The sequence below is a fragment of the Chryseobacterium sp. KBW03 genome (genome assembly GCF_003852415.1).
Classification (GTDB): domain Bacteria; phylum Bacteroidota; class Bacteroidia; order Flavobacteriales; family Weeksellaceae; genus Chryseobacterium; species Chryseobacterium viscerum.
Window position 1 is genome coordinate 19,883 of record NZ_QAJO01000007.1, and the last position, 17,907, is coordinate 37,789.

16 protein-coding genes and 1 tRNA gene are annotated in these 17,907 nt (G+C 37.4%); 16 read left to right on the plus strand and 1 reads right to left on the minus strand.

Annotation, left to right across the window (positions count from 1 at the left end):
• Positions 1-4 precede the first annotated feature (4 nt).
• Together DBR39_RS16035 and DBR39_RS16040 are read left to right on the plus strand one after the other, a co-directional pair.
• Positions 5-1,090, plus strand: a complete 1,086-nt coding sequence (locus DBR39_RS16035; RefSeq protein ID WP_124534768.1) for an efflux RND transporter periplasmic adaptor subunit — start codon at positions 5-7, stop codon at positions 1,088-1,090.
• Positions 1,091-1,159: 69 nt separating this feature from the next.
• Positions 1,160-4,258 carry an efflux RND transporter permease subunit gene (locus DBR39_RS16040; RefSeq protein WP_124534770.1) on the plus strand — a complete coding sequence of 1,033 codons (3,099 nt, stop codon included), beginning with the start codon at positions 1,160-1,162 and terminating at the stop codon, positions 4,256-4,258.
• 91 nt (positions 4,259-4,349) lie between these two features.
• Here the strand turns inward: DBR39_RS16040 and DBR39_RS16045 are convergent, their stop codons facing one another.
• The gene (locus DBR39_RS16045) at positions 4,350-5,849 is read right to left on the minus strand and encodes a DUF4394 domain-containing protein (protein WP_124534772.1); all 1,500 of its coding nucleotides are present in this window, start codon (positions 5,847-5,849) and stop codon (positions 4,350-4,352) included.
• Between the two features lie 325 nt (positions 5,850-6,174).
• Here DBR39_RS16045 and tuf point away from each other — a divergent pair, with 325 nt between their 5' ends.
• The 14 genes from tuf to DBR39_RS16110 all read left to right on the plus strand — a co-directional run bounded on the left by tuf (position 6,175) and on the right by DBR39_RS16110 (position 17,904).
• The gene (gene tuf / locus DBR39_RS16050) at positions 6,175-7,386 is read left to right on the plus strand and encodes an elongation factor Tu (protein WP_103233339.1); all 1,212 of its coding nucleotides are present in this window, start codon (positions 6,175-6,177) and stop codon (positions 7,384-7,386) included.
• Between the two features lie 57 nt (positions 7,387-7,443).
• A tRNA-Trp gene (locus tag DBR39_RS16055) sits at positions 7,444-7,514 on the plus strand.
• A 12-nt stretch (positions 7,515-7,526) separates the two neighbouring features.
• Complete coding sequence (secE, locus tag DBR39_RS16060) at positions 7,527-7,733, plus strand: preprotein translocase subunit SecE (RefSeq protein ID WP_103233340.1); 207 nt, start codon at positions 7,527-7,529, stop codon at positions 7,731-7,733.
• Between the two features lie 20 nt (positions 7,734-7,753).
• Positions 7,754-8,296, plus strand: coding sequence for a transcription termination/antitermination protein NusG (nusG, locus tag DBR39_RS16065; protein ID WP_103233341.1), 543 nt, complete (start codon positions 7,754-7,756; stop codon positions 8,294-8,296).
• Between the two features lie 543 nt (positions 8,297-8,839).
• On the plus strand, positions 8,840-9,460 hold the full coding sequence (locus DBR39_RS16070) for a hypothetical protein (protein ID WP_124534774.1): 621 nt from the start codon (positions 8,840-8,842) through the stop codon (positions 9,458-9,460).
• Between the two features lie 8 nt (positions 9,461-9,468).
• Positions 9,469-10,116: a hypothetical protein gene (locus DBR39_RS16075; protein ID WP_124534776.1), complete on the plus strand. Its 648-nt coding sequence runs from the start codon at positions 9,469-9,471 to the stop codon at positions 10,114-10,116.
• Positions 10,117-10,122: 6 nt separating this feature from the next.
• Positions 10,123-10,791, plus strand: coding sequence for a hypothetical protein (locus DBR39_RS16080; RefSeq protein ID WP_109739065.1), 669 nt, complete (start codon positions 10,123-10,125; stop codon positions 10,789-10,791).
• Between the two features lie 268 nt (positions 10,792-11,059).
• Complete coding sequence (rplK, locus tag DBR39_RS16085) at positions 11,060-11,503, plus strand: 50S ribosomal protein L11 (protein ID WP_103235446.1); 444 nt, start codon at positions 11,060-11,062, stop codon at positions 11,501-11,503.
• An 11-nt stretch (positions 11,504-11,514) separates the two neighbouring features.
• The gene (gene rplA, locus DBR39_RS16090; protein WP_047099699.1) at positions 11,515-12,207 is read left to right on the plus strand and encodes a 50S ribosomal protein L1; all 693 of its coding nucleotides are present in this window, start codon (positions 11,515-11,517) and stop codon (positions 12,205-12,207) included.
• A 17-nt stretch (positions 12,208-12,224) separates the two neighbouring features.
• Complete coding sequence (rplJ, locus tag DBR39_RS16095; RefSeq protein ID WP_124534778.1) at positions 12,225-12,818, plus strand: 50S ribosomal protein L10; 594 nt, start codon at positions 12,225-12,227, stop codon at positions 12,816-12,818.
• A gap of 46 nt (positions 12,819-12,864) precedes the next feature.
• Entirely contained in the window at positions 12,865-13,230 is a 366-nt protein-coding gene (gene rplL, locus DBR39_RS16100; RefSeq protein ID WP_007845452.1) for a 50S ribosomal protein L7/L12, read from the plus strand.
• A 274-nt stretch (positions 13,231-13,504) separates the two neighbouring features.
• Positions 13,505-14,005: a hypothetical protein gene (locus tag DBR39_RS16105; protein ID WP_124534780.1), complete on the plus strand. Its 501-nt coding sequence runs from the start codon at positions 13,505-13,507 to the stop codon at positions 14,003-14,005.
• A 130-nt stretch (positions 14,006-14,135) separates the two neighbouring features.
• Complete coding sequence (locus tag DBR39_RS24290; protein WP_185147201.1) at positions 14,136-15,275, plus strand: hypothetical protein; 1,140 nt, start codon at positions 14,136-14,138, stop codon at positions 15,273-15,275.
• Between the two features lie 31 nt (positions 15,276-15,306).
• Positions 15,307-17,904: a T9SS type A sorting domain-containing protein gene (locus DBR39_RS16110; protein WP_185147202.1), complete on the plus strand. Its 2,598-nt coding sequence runs from the start codon at positions 15,307-15,309 to the stop codon at positions 17,902-17,904.
• Positions 17,905-17,907 lie beyond the last annotated feature (3 nt).

Genomic DNA, 17,907 nt, shown 5'->3' on the forward strand with positions numbered 1-17,907 from the left:
AACCATGAAAACATATATTATCCCCGTATTGATAGCCCTCTCATTATTGGCATGTTCAAAAAAAGAGGAAGAAAAACCCAATCAGGCTAAAAAAGGATTTGAGCTTAGCAATACCATGTTAAGTTCCATTTCTCTGGCAAAAGTTGAAAAGAAGAATATAGAAGATCAGTATAGCTTTTACGGAAAGATCTCTGCAGATAAAAACAGTTATATAGATGTTTATCCGTTGGTAGGAGGAAACGTAATGAGTGTAAATGTAGAGCTTGGAGATTATGTGAAAAAAGGGCAGGTGCTGGCAACAATCCGAAGTACCGAGCTTGCAGAAATTCAAAAAGATGTAAGTGATGCTAAAACCGATATGGTAGTAGCTAAAAATAACCTTCGTGTTGCTAAAGAATTGTATGAAGGAAAGCTTAATACAGAAAGAGATGTCCTGGAAGCCAAAAGCCAATTGCAAAAAGCCGAAGACCAAATGCAGAGAACAGCAGCAATCAGTACGGTCTATAATGTGAAAAGCGGAAATATATACAGTGTAGTAGCCCCTATCAGCGGTTATATTGTTCAGAAAAGTATCAATAAAGATATGCAGCTGAGAAGTGACAGAAGTGATAATATCTTTGATGTTGCCAATACAACCAATGTATGGGCCATCATGAACGTCAATGAATCTGATATTGATAAGATCAGCCTTGGAATGAAAGCGCAGGTATCTACTCTTTCTTATCCGGATAAATTTTTTGACGGGAAAATTGATAAAATATTCAAGATTATTGATCCGCAGACCAATGCCATGCAGGCAAGAGTGGTGCTGGATAACGCCAACGGACTTCTGATTCCGGATAGTAAAGCTACGATAAAAGTATCCAGCTTAGAAAGCAGTACGATGCTTACTTTACCGTCAAAGGCTGTTATTTTTGATGACAATAAAAGCTTTGTCGTTATTTTCAAATCCAGAACAGATGTGAAAATCAGAGAAATTAAAGTATTAAAGCAGGTAGGAGATGTTACCTATGTTGCAGATGGACTGAAAGAAGGAGAAGAAGTGATTACCAACAATCAGCTGCTGATATACCGTTCACTGAACAGCTAGTCTTATTAAACCATTAAGAATATTTGTATTTTCTTTCAACGGCTTTTTTAGGTCATCAATTTATCTATCATGAATAAATTCATAAAAAATATAATCGCTTTTTCATTAAAAAATAAAGCATTTACCTTTATCTGGGTGGCGATTTTAGCGATCTCCGGTTTTATAAGTTTCAAAAATATGCCTATTGAAGCTTTTCCGGATGTTACCAATACCCAGATTGTAATCATTACCCAGTGGAATGGCCGTAGTGCAGAAGAAGTAGAGCGTTTTGTTACTACACCCATTGAATTGGCAATGAGCCCGGTTCAGAAGAAAACAAGTGTGAGAAGTACCACGATGTTTGGACTTTCCATTGTTAAAATTCTGTTTGATGATGGGGTGGATGATACTTTTGCCAGAAATCAGGTCAATAACCAGTTAAGAACCATTAGCCTTCCTGATGAGGTAGACCCGGAAGTACAGCCGCCCTACGGGCCAACCGGTGAGATTTTCAGATATACGCTGGAAAGTAAAACAAAAGATTCCCGTAGTCTGCTTACGCTGCAAAATTGGGTGATAGACCGTGCTTTAAGAGGAGTACCCGGTGTAGCGGATATTAACGTTTTCGGAGGACAGGATAAAGTGTTCGAATTGAGTATCGATCCACGCGCATTAGATAAATACAATCTGACACCACTTCAGGTATATGATGCCGTTACCAAGAGTAATCTGAATGTAGGGGGTGATGTGATTGAGAAAAATGGGCAGGCCTATGTTGTAAGAGGAATTGGTTTGGTAAAATCGATTACTGACATCGGAAATATTACCATTCAAAATGATAGTGGAAACCCTGTTTTGGTAAAAAATGTAGCAGAAGTACATGAAAGCTCTATGCCTAGAGTAGGGCAGGCGGCTCTGAATAATCACGATGATACAGTAGAAGGAATCGTGGTAATGAGAAAAGGAGAAAATCCAAGAGAAGTTTTGGTGGGAGTGAAAGCTAAAATTAAAGAGCTCAACGAAAAAGTTCTTCCAAAAGATGTGAAGATGGTTACGTTCTATGACCGTGATAACCTGATGGATTTTACGACCCATACTGTAATGCATAATCTTATTGAAGGAATTGTACTGGTAACGGTAATCGTTTTGATCTTTATGGCCGACTGGAGAACAACATTAATTGTTTCCATCATTATTCCTCTATCCTTACTGTTTGCATTTTTATGTTTAAAACTAGCCGGGATGAGTGCCAACCTTCTTTCATTAGGAGCGGTAGACTTTGGAATTATCATTGACGGAGCCGTCGTCATGGTAGAAGGACTCTTCGTAATGCTGGATCATAAAGCCAAACGGTATGGCATGGAGAAATTTAATAAACTCGCAAAGGGAGGCTGGATCAAGCAGACCGGAACCGGATTAGGAAAAGCAATCTTCTTTTCAAAATTGATTATCATTACCTCTCTTATTCCCATCTTCTCATTCCAGAAAGTGGAAGGGAAAATGTTCTCGCCTTTAGCATTTACGTTAGGATTTGCATTGATAGGAGCGTTGATATTTACATTAACACTGGTTCCTGTTCTTTCCCATCTGCTTTTAAATAAAAATGTAAGAGAAAAAAATAATCCGTTTGTTAATTTTTGGGATAGAATCGTTTTGAAAGGCTTTAATTTAACATTTAAGCATAAAAAAACGAGTATGATTGTTGCGATCTCGTTTCTGGTAGTCACTTTATTTTCCGGTAAATTTTTAGGAACAGAATTCTTGCCGCAGCTCAACGAAGGTTCACTTTGGATCACTGCGGAAATGCCAATGAGTTCTTCATTGAAAGAATCATTGAAAACAGCAGATCTTTTAAAGAAAGATATTATGAGCTTCTCGGAAGTCACAGATGTTCTGGCACAGACGGGGAGAAGTAACGATGGAACAGACCCCAATGGATTCGGATTTGTACAGTTTGCCGTTAATCTTAAGCCGAGAGAAGAATGGAAACGTAAGATCACCTACGATGAATTGATTAATGAAATTGACAAAAAGCTCAGAAGTTATCAGGGAATTACGTTCAACTATTCCCAGCCGATCTCCGATAACGTAGCAGAAGCCGTAGCTGGTTTTAAAGCCGAAAACGGAATCAAAATTTATGGTGATAACCTGGAAACCCTTGATAAATTAGCCAACGAAGTGGTACTGAAAATTAAAGATGTACAAGGGGTAAAAGATCCGGGAATTATTAAAAATATCGGACAGCCGGAAGTAAGCGTTGTGCTGGACAGAGATAAAATGGCTGCTTATGGAGTAATGCCGGCAGATGCACAGGCTGTACTGGAAATGGCTTTTGGAGGGAAAACCGCTTCAGAAATGTTCGATGGCGAAAGAAAGTTCCCAATCCGTCTACGGTATTCCCAGGAATACAGAACCAATGAAAATGACATTGCAGCTTTGATGGTTCCTACACAGGATGGGGCAAAGATTCCTTTAAAAGAAATAAGTACTATCGTTAAAGACAACGGGGCTGCATTTATTTATAGAGATAATATCAAAAGATATATTGGGGTTAAATTCTCCATTCGTGATAGAGATTTAGGAAGTACTATCGCTGATGCCCAGAAAAAAGTGGATGCTATTGAACTTCCTGATGGCTATTCCGTAGGATGGACCGGGCAGTTTGAAAACCAGCAACGTGCATCACACAGGCTGACGCAGGTGGTACCGGTGAGTATTCTGATGATTTTCTTCCTGCTGTTTATTCTGTTTGGAAATATGAAGGATTCCCTTTTGGTATTGGCCAACGTACCGTTTGCTTTAATCGGTGGTATTATTGCACTGCATGTTACCGGAATCAATTTTGGAATCTCTGCCGGAGTAGGAATGATTGCCCTTTTGGGAATTTGTATCCAGAACGGTGTTATCCTTATCACGGAGTTCCATCAGAACGTTAAAGACGGCATGGATATAGACTCAGCGATATTAAACGGAGTGAAATCAAGAACCAGACCGGTAATTATGACGGCACTTATGGCATCTATCGGATTGATGCCGGCAGCTTTATCTACAGGTATTGGATCGGAATCTCAAAAACCTTTGGCTATTGTAATTATTGGAGGACTTATTACAGCAACAGTTCTTACACTGCTTATTTTTCCGATTATCTTCTGGATATTCAACAGGACGAAGAAGCTCAGTCATATTTAAATTATCTTTCATTTATATTAGTAAGAAGCGCGGAAAACAAAGTTTTCCGCGCTTCTGCATTTATTGAAATAAAAAAAGGATGAGTCAAAGTTTAAAATCCTAATCCCACTGTAAAAGCTTTTACAGCATTCGGATAATCGGATACTGAAGTTGCAGCTCCTGTTGTTGTATTGATGGAGTAAATTTTTGTAGATGAACCTACCGACGCCATTAAATAGGCTTTTTGGCTCATGCTTCCAATATCAAAACCATTAGCACTTGTAATGTTAATCCCTAAAGAACCCGTCTCTACTAAAGTTCCATTATTAGGTGGGTTCTGCTGGTATAATTTATCCGTATTATGATCAATTACAAATAAAGTAGTAGCCGTGCTTCCTGCAAAATTATTCGTATACGCTGCAGCGCTTATCATAGGGCTTCCTGGATTTAATGCAAGATCTACAGCGGCAATTGTTCCGTCGTTAGGATTTAAGCGAAGATTCTGCCCTGTATTGCTCACTACCCTTATTCTATCCACAGTAGGATTGAAATCGAAGCCGAAATCTGTTCCTGAAAGTAAAGTAGCAAAAGGAGAAGTACCCACAGCGGTAGCGGCTCCTGTACCCAAATTGATGGTGTAAATTCTGCTTGAACTTCCCAATGCATACAATTGTCCGTTTACAGGACGGAAATCTATCCCTAAAATATTCTCACCACTCTGTAATCCTGCCACTGTCTTGGAAACTGGCATCGGACTGTTTGGATTGAAAATTTGTAGATTATTAGAATTGTCAATGGCATAGGCTACCGGTTCTGTGGGAATGGCAAGATCAATGACTGCCTGCTGAAGAGAACCTACATAAGTAGTTTTTCCATTATTCAGATCCAGAACATGCAATTTATCACTGAGAGCCAATAGAGCGGTACTGTTATCAAATTTAATATCAAAGGCGGCCTGTCCGGTAAAAGTAGCTCCCAAATTTCCCACTTCCACTAAAGTTCCATTGTTGGGAGGATCTTGTTTATATAATTTTCCTAAAGCCGGATCAATATCATATAAAACAGTTGCAGTAGCACCGGCTTTACTGTTTGTGTAGGCTAATCCTGTTATCGAAGGGGTTCCGGTACCGTTAATAGTAATATCAGTGGCGGCAACAGCTCCGGTTTCCGGATGTAAACGCAGGTTTTGTCCGGTATTACTCACCAGGCGAATTCTGTCAACGGTAGGATTGAAATCAATAGAAGCTATTGTCCCCGAAATCAAAGGAGCAAATGCTGTGGAGCTTACGGCTCTTGCTGAAGCATTGGAAGTATTGATGATATATAATTTACTGGCACTTGATAATGCATATAGTTCTCCTGTTGCAGGTCTGAAATCTATACTTAACAATTTTTCTCCTGATGTAACGCCTGTTACAGCTGTTTTTGAGGTGAAAGTTTTCGGATTATTGGAATTAAAATAAACAAGCTCATTCATTGCTGTTATTCCGTATACCATAAGATCCGGACCCTGAGGGGTATTTTCTGACATATAGTTTTCATCCGAATTGTCACACGAAAACAAAGTTGCAAAGGCAAACAGGGCCAGGCAGATGTGTAATAGTTTTCTCATAATATTAATTTTAGTTGTTGTTTTTGTATGTACGAGAAAAAAACAGAAATGGATTTACGGACAGACTTATTCTCAGGATTTTTTCACCTGTATATTGTATTCATAATTAGTAAGATAGTTTATATTTTTAATAAAACGTTTCTAAGGATTTTTTTCAATTAAGAAATTTGTGTAAATTTGCATTCTCAATACGTGGAAATGTAAGGTTTGTCCTTCAGTGGATGAGAATATTGAAAGTTTTTTTAATAAAAAGTTTTTGGTATTTAAAAATTCATTATATTTGCACACTGAAAATTTGAAAAACAATAAATAAATAATTTAAATCATGGCAAAGGAAACGTTTAATCGTAACAAACCACACTTGAACATTGGTACTATTGGTCACGTTGACCATGGTAAAACAACACTTACTGCAGCAATTAGTGCTGTGTTAGCTAGCAAAGGTCTTGCTGAGAAGAAAGATTTCTCTGCTATTGACTCTGCTCCAGAAGAAAAAGAAAGAGGTATCACTATCAATACTGCTCACATTGAGTACGAAACTGAAAATAGACACTATGCTCACGTTGACTGTCCAGGTCACGCCGACTATGTTAAGAACATGGTAACTGGTGCTGCTCAGATGGATGGAGCAATCGTAGTATGTGCTGCAACTGATGGACCAATGCCTCAAACAAGAGAACATATCTTACTTTGCCGTCAGGTAAACGTACCTAGAATTGTTGTTTTCATGAACAAAGTTGACATGGTAGACGATGCTGAATTATTAGAGCTAGTTGAAATGGAACTTAGAGACTTATTGTCTACTTATGATTTTGACGGAGATAACTCTCCAGTAATTCAAGGTTCTGCACTAGGTGCACTTACTGCAGCTACTTCATCTCCTGTTAACACAGAAGACAAATGGTTCAAAAGTGTAGAAGAATTAATGGATGCTGTTGATAATTGGATCGAGCAACCAACAAGAGATATGGATAAGCCATTCTTGATGCCTATTGAAGATGTATTCTCTATTACAGGTAGAGGTACTGTAGCAACTGGTAGAATCGAGGCTGGTGTTATCAACACTGGTGATCCAGTTGATATCGTTGGTATGGGTGATGAGAAATTAACTTCTACTATTACAGGAGTTGAGATGTTCAGAAAGATCCTAGATAGAGGTGAAGCTGGAGATAACGTAGGTCTATTGTTGAGAGGTATTGAAAAAACTGACATCAAGAGAGGTATGGTTATCGCTAAGAAAGATTCAGTTAAGCCACACAAAAAATTCAAAGCTTCTGTTTATATCCTTTCTAAGGAAGAAGGTGGACGTCACACTCCATTCCACAACAAGTACCGTCCTCAGTTCTATGTAAGAACTACTGACGTTACAGGTGAGATCTTCTTACCAGAAGGTGTAGAAATGGTAATGCCTGGTGATAACTTAGAGATCACTGTAGAATTGTTACAACCAATCGCTCTTAACGTAGGTCTTAGATTTGCGATCAGAGAAGGAGGTAGAACAGTTGGTTCAGGTCAGGTTACTGAAATCCTAGACTAATCATCTTAAAAATATAAAAAGCTTCCGTAAGGAATTTCTTTACGGAGCTTTTAATCTACGGGCATCGTCCAATGGTAGGATACCGGTCTCCAAAACCGTTGATCAGGGTTCGAATCCTTGTGCCCGTGCAAATATAAATTATGAGTTCATTTGTCGATTTTTTAAAAGGTTCTTATAACGAATTCAGACATAAGGTTGAATGGCCAAAATGGGCTGACCTTCAGTCTTCTACAATCGTGGTGACTATTGCGACAGTGATTCTGGCATTATTTACCTTTGGAGTTGATGAATTGTTTTCAAAAGCAGTCAGCAACATAATAGGAATGCTAATCAACTTGTTCAATTAATAATTAAGTATTTTCCCATAATGAGCGAATTGAAATGGTATGTGCTGAAAGCAATCAGCGGACAGGAAAATAAAGTGAAAAACTATATTGAGACAGAAATCAAACGTCTAGGGTTTGAGCAGTACGTTACTCAAGTGGTTATTCCTATGGAAAAGGTAATCCAAATTAGAAACGGTAAAAAAGTTCCTAAAGAAAGACCTTACTATCCTGGATACTTGATGATTGAAGCTGATCTGATGGGAGAGATTCCTCACGCTATCAAGAATATTCCTGGGGTTATTTCTTTCTTAAGTTTAACAAAAGGAGGAGATCCTGTTCCAATGAGAAAATCAGAGGTAAACAGAATGCTTGGAAGAATGGATGAACTTTCTGAATTCGCAAGCGATATTGAAATTCCTTATGTAGTAGGTGAAAACGTTAAAGTAATCGATGGACCTTTCAACGGATTCAATGGTACAGTTGAGAAAATTCTTGAAGACAAAAAGAAAATTGAAGTTTCTGTATTGATCTTCGGTAGAAAAACTCCAATGGAGCTTAGCTATATGCAAGTAGAAAAAGTATAATAATTACTTATATAAAATATAAAAGACCGCTATTAAGCGGTCTTTTTTGCTTTTCTACATGAATTACGTATTAATTATAAATGATGAAGATAAGATTATGAAGCAATTCATGGAAACAGATTTTAGCTTTAAATTTTCCAATAAGTAAAATCCTCCTACTGTAAAACTTTGCTTAAATGTTGAAAATAAATTTCGATTTTGTCTATATATTAAATGTATATAAACTTTCTGATTATTATTTTTTTAATGGTTTAAAATATATTCTTCTGTTGATTACTTCTATCGCGTACTTTGCTTTGTATTAATTTTCTCCTTTTAGGGATTATTTGTGTTTTTTTTTACTCCAAAGCTTTTTTCTTTTACTTAATTCACTTTTAGATGGCATACTTCTTGCAAACCAACTGTTAAATAATCCATAAAATTTTATGCTTTTTATTTCTATACACTATTTGCAGGTGTATGAATATTTTATGTTTTTAACTAAAAGCATAAAAAATTGGATTAGGTATTCAAAAACACAAGCTTATATAAACACATAACCCAATGACAAAAATTATTTCGATGATCATTTTGGTGGGGGCATCTGTGCTCACCAGTGCTCAGGTTGGCATCAATACCACAACACCGGAGAAGCAACTTAGCGTAAACGGTACAATGAAGACATCAGGAATTGTTTTCAAACAGCCGATGGAAAAACTGAAGGCGGATGAGAATTACACTTTCATTATCAAATCTCCTGCTCCGGAAAACAAAATTACAGCGTACAATGACTCTTTTGTACCCAATTCACCGGCACCCATTAATCTTATTCAGTTCAAAATCACCTGTGATCCTTCTGATAAAGATTGGGTAAATCAGTTTGACACAATGATTAATTCTACTAAATTTCTGGTAGTTATCTCATCTTTTGGATTTACACAGCCTACAAGAACTTTTACTGCAGACTGGGTTACTCCAATGCCTCAGATCTTTGCATATTCATCAGGAGGAACATGGAAGCTTAAAGCAGATTATCAGGGATTTGCTCCCGATAACTCTTTCCCAACGGGAATCTGGACACTGAATTTATTGGTATTTGACAGATCATATGCCAAAGATTTTAATTCTACACAAAATCTTAATGCTTCAACTACAGGTGCTGCAGCAGCTCCATTAATTCAATAAAATACGATATGAAAAAAATTATTGCAATCCTCTTTACGGGTTTTGCTGCTTTAAGCATAAACGCTCAAGTAGGAATTAATACTAAAACACCTCAGGGAACTCTTGATGTTGAAGGAGAAACATTGGTAGAGTCCTATTTAATAGATACTGAAAACACGAAGGCAAGCGGAAATTATCTTCTCCTTACTCGTTCTAAAGATACTTCACCGGTAGGTAAGGTGAAGCTGCTGGATATCTCGCTCCGTAATGTAGCCCCTGTAAATATGTATAATGTTGTATTGACCAATGTAAGACAAGATGAAGTTGTGAATCTCAATACAGGATTGGATGTTAATAAATATGTAGTAGCAATTACAGGTGCTGTTTTTACAGGAGCGGTGTCGGCAGCAAACACGACAACCAATCCAAAATCATATGGTTCTTATGCCACAGAAGTTACTCAGGTTGTGAGTGGAGGTAAAAACTACCATGCCATTAATTTAGCTTTTAAAGGGGCAGGAACCGTTTCTTCCCAAAACGGAACATGGACACTTACGCTGAATGTTTTTGAAAAATCACTGGTAAAAGACTGGGGAACCTTCAACGGTTCGGTTTCTGCATCATCGTCACCTGGTTATTCAGGAGTATCAACCAATACGCCTATAGGGCTTCAATAAAAAACTATGAAAAGAAAAATTTATATCACAATAATCATGTGCCTTGGGATATTTCTGAATGCCCAGAAAGGAAAAGTAGGGATCAATACAGCAAACCCTACAGAAACACTTGACGTTAACGGAAAAACATATACAAATTCTTTATATTTAAGAAATCCGGGAGAGCCTACCATGACGGGAGGAAGCTTTTTGGCTACTTCACAAAATGGCTTGCAGTTGTATGATCCGACCTTAGAAAGCAGTGGGTTATTTAATTATCTTAAGCTTACCCTTACAGGAATATCCGGAGCAGGAATTACAGACTATGATACCAAAATTGATGCAAACAATTTTCTGGTTATACTTCATAACTACTCATTCAAACTAAATGATGGAACTACAAATGTTATGCTTGATTATGGAGACAATGGTGTGAATGATAACAAACAGGGATCTCCGGATGTTGTTGCCTTTAAAAGTAACGGAACATGGCATATCAGAGCAAGGTTTACTGACAGCAGACTTCTCTCAGTGTCTTCAGCCACTCCATCAAGAACATATAACAACTTTACTGTTGACCTTTATCTGATGGCGTATAGAAGATTGATTGAAAAACAGAATATCAGCGATATCAATGCTGATCTTGGTGGTACTGATGGTTCTACACAAACGATTAATAAACCATCTGGTTTTTAAAAATACTTTCTTTTTATAAAAAACGGTCATTTAATTTAAATGGCCGTTTTTGTTTTATATCTTCTTGGCAATATTATAAAATGGATTGCTGTACTTTATAATTTTTTTTTCTTAAACTTTTTAAAAATCAGCAATTTCCGTTTGCTATTTCAAAAATATTTTATACTTTTGCAGTCCAAAAAGTAGGTTTATCATAAGTGAGTAGGATAACCTGCTGAATAATAAATGCTTCCAAACTCATTAATTATTCAAATTTAAAAAACAAACAATGGCTAAGAAAGTCTTTAAAATGGTAAAGCTTCAGGTGAAAGGTGGCGCAGCTAACCCTTCTCCACCAGTAGGTCCAGCATTGGGTTCTGCAGGTGTGAACATCATGGAGTTTTGTAAGCAATTTAACGGAAGAACCCAAGATAAGCCAGGACAAGTTTTACCTGTAGTAATTACAGTATACGAAGACAAATCTTTTGAATTCGTAATTAAAACTCCTCCTGCAGCAATCCAGTTAATGGATGCGGCTAAAATCAAGGGTGGTTCTGGTGAACCAAACAGAAACAAAGTAGGTTCTGTATCTTGGGATCAAGTGAAAAAGATCGCTGAAGATAAAATGGCAGATCTTAACTGCTTTACACTGGACTCTGCTCTTTCTATGGTTGCAGGTACTGCTAGATCTATGGGATTAAAAGTAACAGGAACTAAACCAACTAACGCTTAAAACCTAAAGAAATGGCAAAATTGACAAAAAAGCAAAAGGAAGCTTTAAGTAAAGTAGAAAAAGGAAGAATCTATAACCTTGAAGAAGGTTCAGCTCTTGTAAAAGAGGTGAACACTACAAAGTTTGATGCTTCTGTAGATATCGCTGTAAGATTAGGTGTAGACCCTAGAAAAGCAAACCAAATGGTAAGAGGTGTTGTATCTCTTCCTCACGGTACTGGTAAAGATGTTAAAGTATTAGCTCTTGTAACTCCAGATAAAGAAGCAGAAGCTAAAGCTGCTGGTGCTGACTATGTAGGTCTTGACGAATATTTACAAAAAATCAAAGAAGGTTGGACAGATGTTGACGTTATCGTTACTATGCCAGCTGTAATGGGTAAATTAGGTCCATTAGGTAGAGTATTAGGTCCAAGAGGTCTAATGCCTAACCCTAAATCAGGAACTGTAACAATGGAAATTGGTAAAGCAGTAACTGAAGTGAAAGCAGGTAAAATTGATTTCAAAGTAGACAAGTATGGTATCATCCACGCTGGTATTGGTAAAGTATCTTTCGATGCTGCTAAGATCAAAGAAAACGCGCAGGAATTGATCTCTACATTGATCAAAATGAAGCCAACTGCTGCTAAAGGTACTTATGTAAAAAGCATTTATTTGTCTTCTACAATGAGCCCTGGTATTGCAATTGATACTAAATCTGTTAACTAATATAAATCCTTAAGACAATGACAAAAGACCAAAAAGTTGTAGCAATACAAGAGATCAAAGACTTGCTTCAGGATGCAAAAGTAGTATACGTAGCGGATCTAGACGGTTTGAACGCTGCTAAGTCTTCAGAATTCAGAAGACAGGCTTTCAAGCAAAATATCAAAGTAAAAGTTGTAAAAAATACACTTTTACAAAAAGCAATGGAACAAATTGAAGGAGTAGATTACTCTGAAATGTTCCAGACTTTTAAAGGAAACTCTGCATTAATGATTTCTGAGACTGCAAACGGTCCAGCAAAATTAATCCAAGGGTTCAGAAAGAAAGAAGAAAAGCCAGCTTTAAAGTCTGCTTTTGTTCAGGAAACCTTCTATGTTGGAGACGAAAACTTATCTGCACTTGCTAACATCAAGTCTAGAGAAGAAATGATCGGAGAAATCATTGGATTACTTCAATCTCCAATTCAAAGAGTTGTTTCTGCTCTTCAAAACAAATCTGAAACTGTAGAAGCTAAAGCTGAAGAAGCTGCTCCTGCTGTTGAAGAAACTCCTGCTGAGGTGGCTCCAGAAGCTCCTGCTGCAGAAAGCACGGAAGAAACTCCAAGTGCTGAATAATTACTCTCAAAAAATTAAATAAATAATCAACAAAAACATTACAACAATGTCAGATTTAAAAAATTTAGCTGAAACGCTAGTAAACTTAACAGTAAAAGACGTAAACGAATTAGCTACTATCCTTAAGGATGAGTACGGAATTGAGCCAGCTGCTGCTGCTGTAGTAGTTGCTGCAGGTGGTGGAGAAGCTGCTGAAGAAAAAACTGAATTCGACGTAATTCTTAAGTCTGCAGGTGCTTCTAAATTAGCTATCGTTAAATTAGTAAAAGATTTAACTGGTGCTGGTCTTAAAGAAGCTAAAGATATCGTAGATGGTGCTCCTGCTCCAATCAAAACTGGTATCTCTAAAGACGAAGCTGAAGCTCTTAAGAAGCAATTAGAAGAAGCTGGTGCTGAAGTAGAATTGAAATAATTTTCGATTTTATTCTAAATATAGAAGCCCGGGCAATTTGCCCGGGCTTTTTTTTGTTGTAACACTCTGTAAATATGACTTTTAATATATAATAGTATTTGAATATTCTTATTTCCTATTGTGTAATATTTTATTATGATTGATTATTTGATAAAAATCAATAGTATATTTTATCTGTATTTTATTGTTTACCTATTTTGATTGATTTTTATTTAATAAATTATTGTTTTGATTGAAAAAATATTATATTTGTACCGAAAAAAACACAACATAATTGGATAGAAATTATTTTCTTTCCTGTGGCCATAAGATAGCAATTCTTTTGCTGATGGCGGCTGTAGGAAAACTAAACGCTAAGTTTATATCTGTAGCTATGGGTAAGTCTGAATTACCATATCGCACAGATATAAATAGTTATCTACAACAATGCTTAGCAAGTGCTTCAGTTCATCAATGGCCTGCAGAAGGGAAAAATCTCGTAGAGGTAAATGAGCGGTCCGTTGATCAGAAGCAATCCAATAGATTCTATAGTATCCCTTCACAATACAACTTTCTTTCTTTTAATGATAGCCATATTCAGATCGTATTCCTTAGAGATATAAAATTTGTTGCAGGCTGGAATAAATGGGGACATTCCTATTCAATCAATAAAGAATATGCTCTTCCGGCATTCAAAGAAGCCAAAGAGTTCTATACGAATTCTTTTAAACTTATTGAAGGGTTTAAATTTCTCATTAAAATCCCCGACAAATCAGCTCATACTCTTGTATCTTAAATAGTTCTAATAATGTTTACCACTCTTTAGCGAATCATCCGGCAATTCATTTATTATTTAAATGAGAAAGCCAGAGAACTGTCCTTTTAATAAAAACACACATACATAAAAATAGCAAATACCATTAACAATGAAAAACAAATTATTAACCTTAGCTCTTTTAACATCTGGATTGCCCATGATAGCTCAGGTAGGGATTAATACTCCTCAGCCTCAGGCAACCTTTGATATAGTAGGATCACCTTCCAATACAAATAAATTTGATGGCGTGATTGCTCCAAGGCTTACAGGAATAGAGTTGAAAGCCAAAAACTATACTACCGCTCAAACAGGAGCAATCGTATACATTACCGTAGCCGAAGCTGCACCTACCGGGCAGACTGCTGATGTGGTCTCACCAGGGTATTATTATTTTGATGGTGCGAAATGGGGAAGCTTAAGCGGGAGCTGGCGTACTATGGGAAATACGGGAACAACAGCAGCAACAGCTGCTTTGGGAGCCAATATCGGTAGCGGAAACTACTTAGGAACAAATGATGGTCAGAATTTAGTTTTGGCCACTCAGAAAAATGTAAAAGGAATACTGGATATTAATGGAACGCTACAGGGAGGGAATTCTAATTCTGCAACAGGTCCTTATGCTTCATTTACCTGGGGATCAAATAATACATTAACCAACAGTACTTCTTCAAATGTGGCTTTGGGAAAAGATAACGCTGTTTCTGCGCAGGGAAACTTTCCTGCAGTAGCTATTGGACTAGGAAATACCGCCAACAATGGTGCTAAAGTCATAGGGAATACGAATAGTGCTACCGGCCCGAATAATTTAGTCTTTGGTAACTTAAATACAGTAACAGGTTTAACGGGGCTAACGGTTGGGAACAGTAATATAAACAGTGGAGGAATTACCATAGGGAGCGGAAATACAACATCATTGAATAATATTGCTATCGGTTCGGCAAATACCGCCTCTGGTACAGAAGCTCTGGTGATAGGGTTTTCAGGTCAGGCAGCTGCCGGGCAAATGGTTTATGCCAATAAATCACATGTTTTCTTCAATAAAAGCAATGGGACAGATACTATATTGGGAATCAATATGGTCCCTACTGCAGCCACATCTACAGGAGCTGCTATTCAGATGAAAGGAATTGCTTCTGGTGCTGATGCGGCATGTAGTGGTGCTGAGGAAGGAGCGATCCGATATAATACGACTGCAAAAGTACACGAGGGCTGTAATGGAACCAACTGGAAAGCGCTTTACACTAACTAATCAAAAAAACACAAACTTAAAAAGAATGAATATGACCAAAAAATTATTCGGAAAGCTAGCTGCTATGCTGATGACATTCATAATGTCTGCAGTAGTATTGGGGCAGCAGGGCTATGAACCAATCCGTGGGATGGGTGTAGAAGCAAAACCTGTGAACAATTCAGGGATTTGCTTAGCATGTTATAACGGAAGTATGAATCCGGTGGTGGATGCCAGCCTGGATAACAGCGTAAGCATGGGAAATTTCGCTTCCTTGTTAAGTGGAAACGGAATATCTGTGAAAAATAAAAATATAACCTATCCTGCTGGGTATATTACAGGATTCAATGTAGACCTTGGGACAAGTTTTATTACGATAGATCTTTTGAGTTCTTTGAGGATCAGTACTTATAAAAATGGTGTTCTTCAGGAAACAACTACCAGCAGTACGCTTTTATCAGTACCTGCATTTGGAGGAAGTAAGAACAGAATATTTCTCCACTTCAAAACATCAAAAGAATTTAATGAGGTGAGATTATATCAAACCAATGTTCTTTCCGTATTCAGTGCGATGAATGTGTATTATGCATTTGCATTTGATCCTGCGAAAGTACCGACAGATAATAATGGTCTTTGTGATGATATCATTGCAGGAAGTGGTGTTGACGGGAATGTATCGGGAAGCAGCAGTTTCCTGGCTCCGCTTTCTTATGTTCAGAATAAAGAAAGAATAGGGGATGGAAATAAGAACTCTTATGGATCAATCGTTCTTCCAATCGGATTACTGGGATCTTATTCAGTGGGAGTTTTAGATAAAAATCAGGTGTATCCTGCAGGGAACAGAACTGGATTTGTCATAGAGCCGGATGATCAGGGGAAATTATTAAGTGCTGAGTTTTTAAAGAATATTACGATAGAAACTTATCTTTTCGGGCAGCTTCAGGATTCTAAGCAGTTATCTGACGGAGGAGGCTTGATTAATATTAAAGTTTTAGGGTATGGTTCAGGAAAACAAAAAATTACATTGACGACCACTAAGCCCTTTAATGAAGTAAGGTTAAAAATTACCCAGACCGTAGGATTTAATTTAGGAGCACTTAAAGTATACTATGCTTTCGAAGAGCCTATTTCTTGCGAATGTGACGATAAGATCCAGACAAGCGGTTCTTCTGTTCCTGGAAACTTGGTAACAGGAGCCTCATGGACATCAGGACCAGGATTTCTAGGTCTTATTTTAGCTAAAATGACCAATCCGGAAGCGATTGTAGATAATAATCCGTCCAATTATGCAACAGCTACCGTTCCGGCAGCTTCTATCCTTAGTCTTTTCTCAGCATTTGCTACTGTAAGCAGTAATGCTGTGCTTCCTGTCAATACGATGGCTGGATTCACGGTAGAAAAAGCAGGAAATCTTCTCGGGGTAAGCGTGCTGGAAAATATCACGGTAACATTATACAATGGAAATACATTAACTGATACTTTTACGAGTTCAGGAAGTCTTATCAGTGGAAACTTCTTCACTACAAATTCAAATAAGTTCTATGTTGGAGGAAAGGCTACAAAACCTTTCAACCGTATGAAGATTACGTTCAATAGCGGAACGGCAATTCGTATTCCGCAGAATTATTATATCTACAATGCATTTGCAAGCAGGGATGATGATAATGATGGAGTACCGAACTGTTTCGATCAGTGCTCGGGAGGAGATGACAGCATAGATAATAATGGAAATGGAATTCCAGACTGTGCAGAAGGATGTACAGCTGTAAATGATAAATCTCCAGCATTGGATACCGATGGTGATGGTATTGTAGATGCATGTGATATGGATTCTGATAATGATGGGATTCCTGATGCTATTGAAGATTTTGATAAAAACGGTAAGTTCCAGGATGACGATGATGAAGGGGATATTCTTCTAACACCTGTATTAGGAGATTCAGTTCCTAATTATCTTGATCTTGATTCTGATAACGATGGTATTTTAGATCTTTTCGAATCCGGAATTCCGGTGGCAGTAATCAATCAGATTGATGCAGACCAGAATGGAGTGATCGACAGTAATGTTCCGGTAGGTAAAAATGGTATTGCAGATATTCTGGAAACTTCACCTGATTCAGGAATCTTGAAATACCCAATCAAAAATACAGATGGGGATGATAAGCCTGACTTCCTGGATATTACTTCCGATGGTTCAGATCTTGACCTTTATAAAATCGGAAAAGGAAATCTTGATACATTGGGTGGTGGATTCATTTCTACGATTGATGATAAGGACAGAGACGGTATTCAGGCAGTTGTAGATACAGACCTTGTAAAGAGAGGATCTCCAAATTCTCCACTTTCACCGTATGCTTCATTGCTGAAAAATGCATCTAATGCTGCTGCAAGAATTAATGCAACGGAAATTAATAATGCGGCTAACGATATAAAAGTATATCCGAATCCGGTAAAAGCGGGAGACAATCTTAGAATTACATCAGCGGAAGAAGGGGTGTATACATTGTTCTCAGCACAGGGACAGGTCGTGAAGACCGATAAGTTTAATGCCAATACAGGGATTGATACTTCTTCACTTCCAACAGGGGTGTATATTATTAAAATAGAAACTAAATCAAAAATACAATCTTATAAGGTTATTGTAAAATAATCA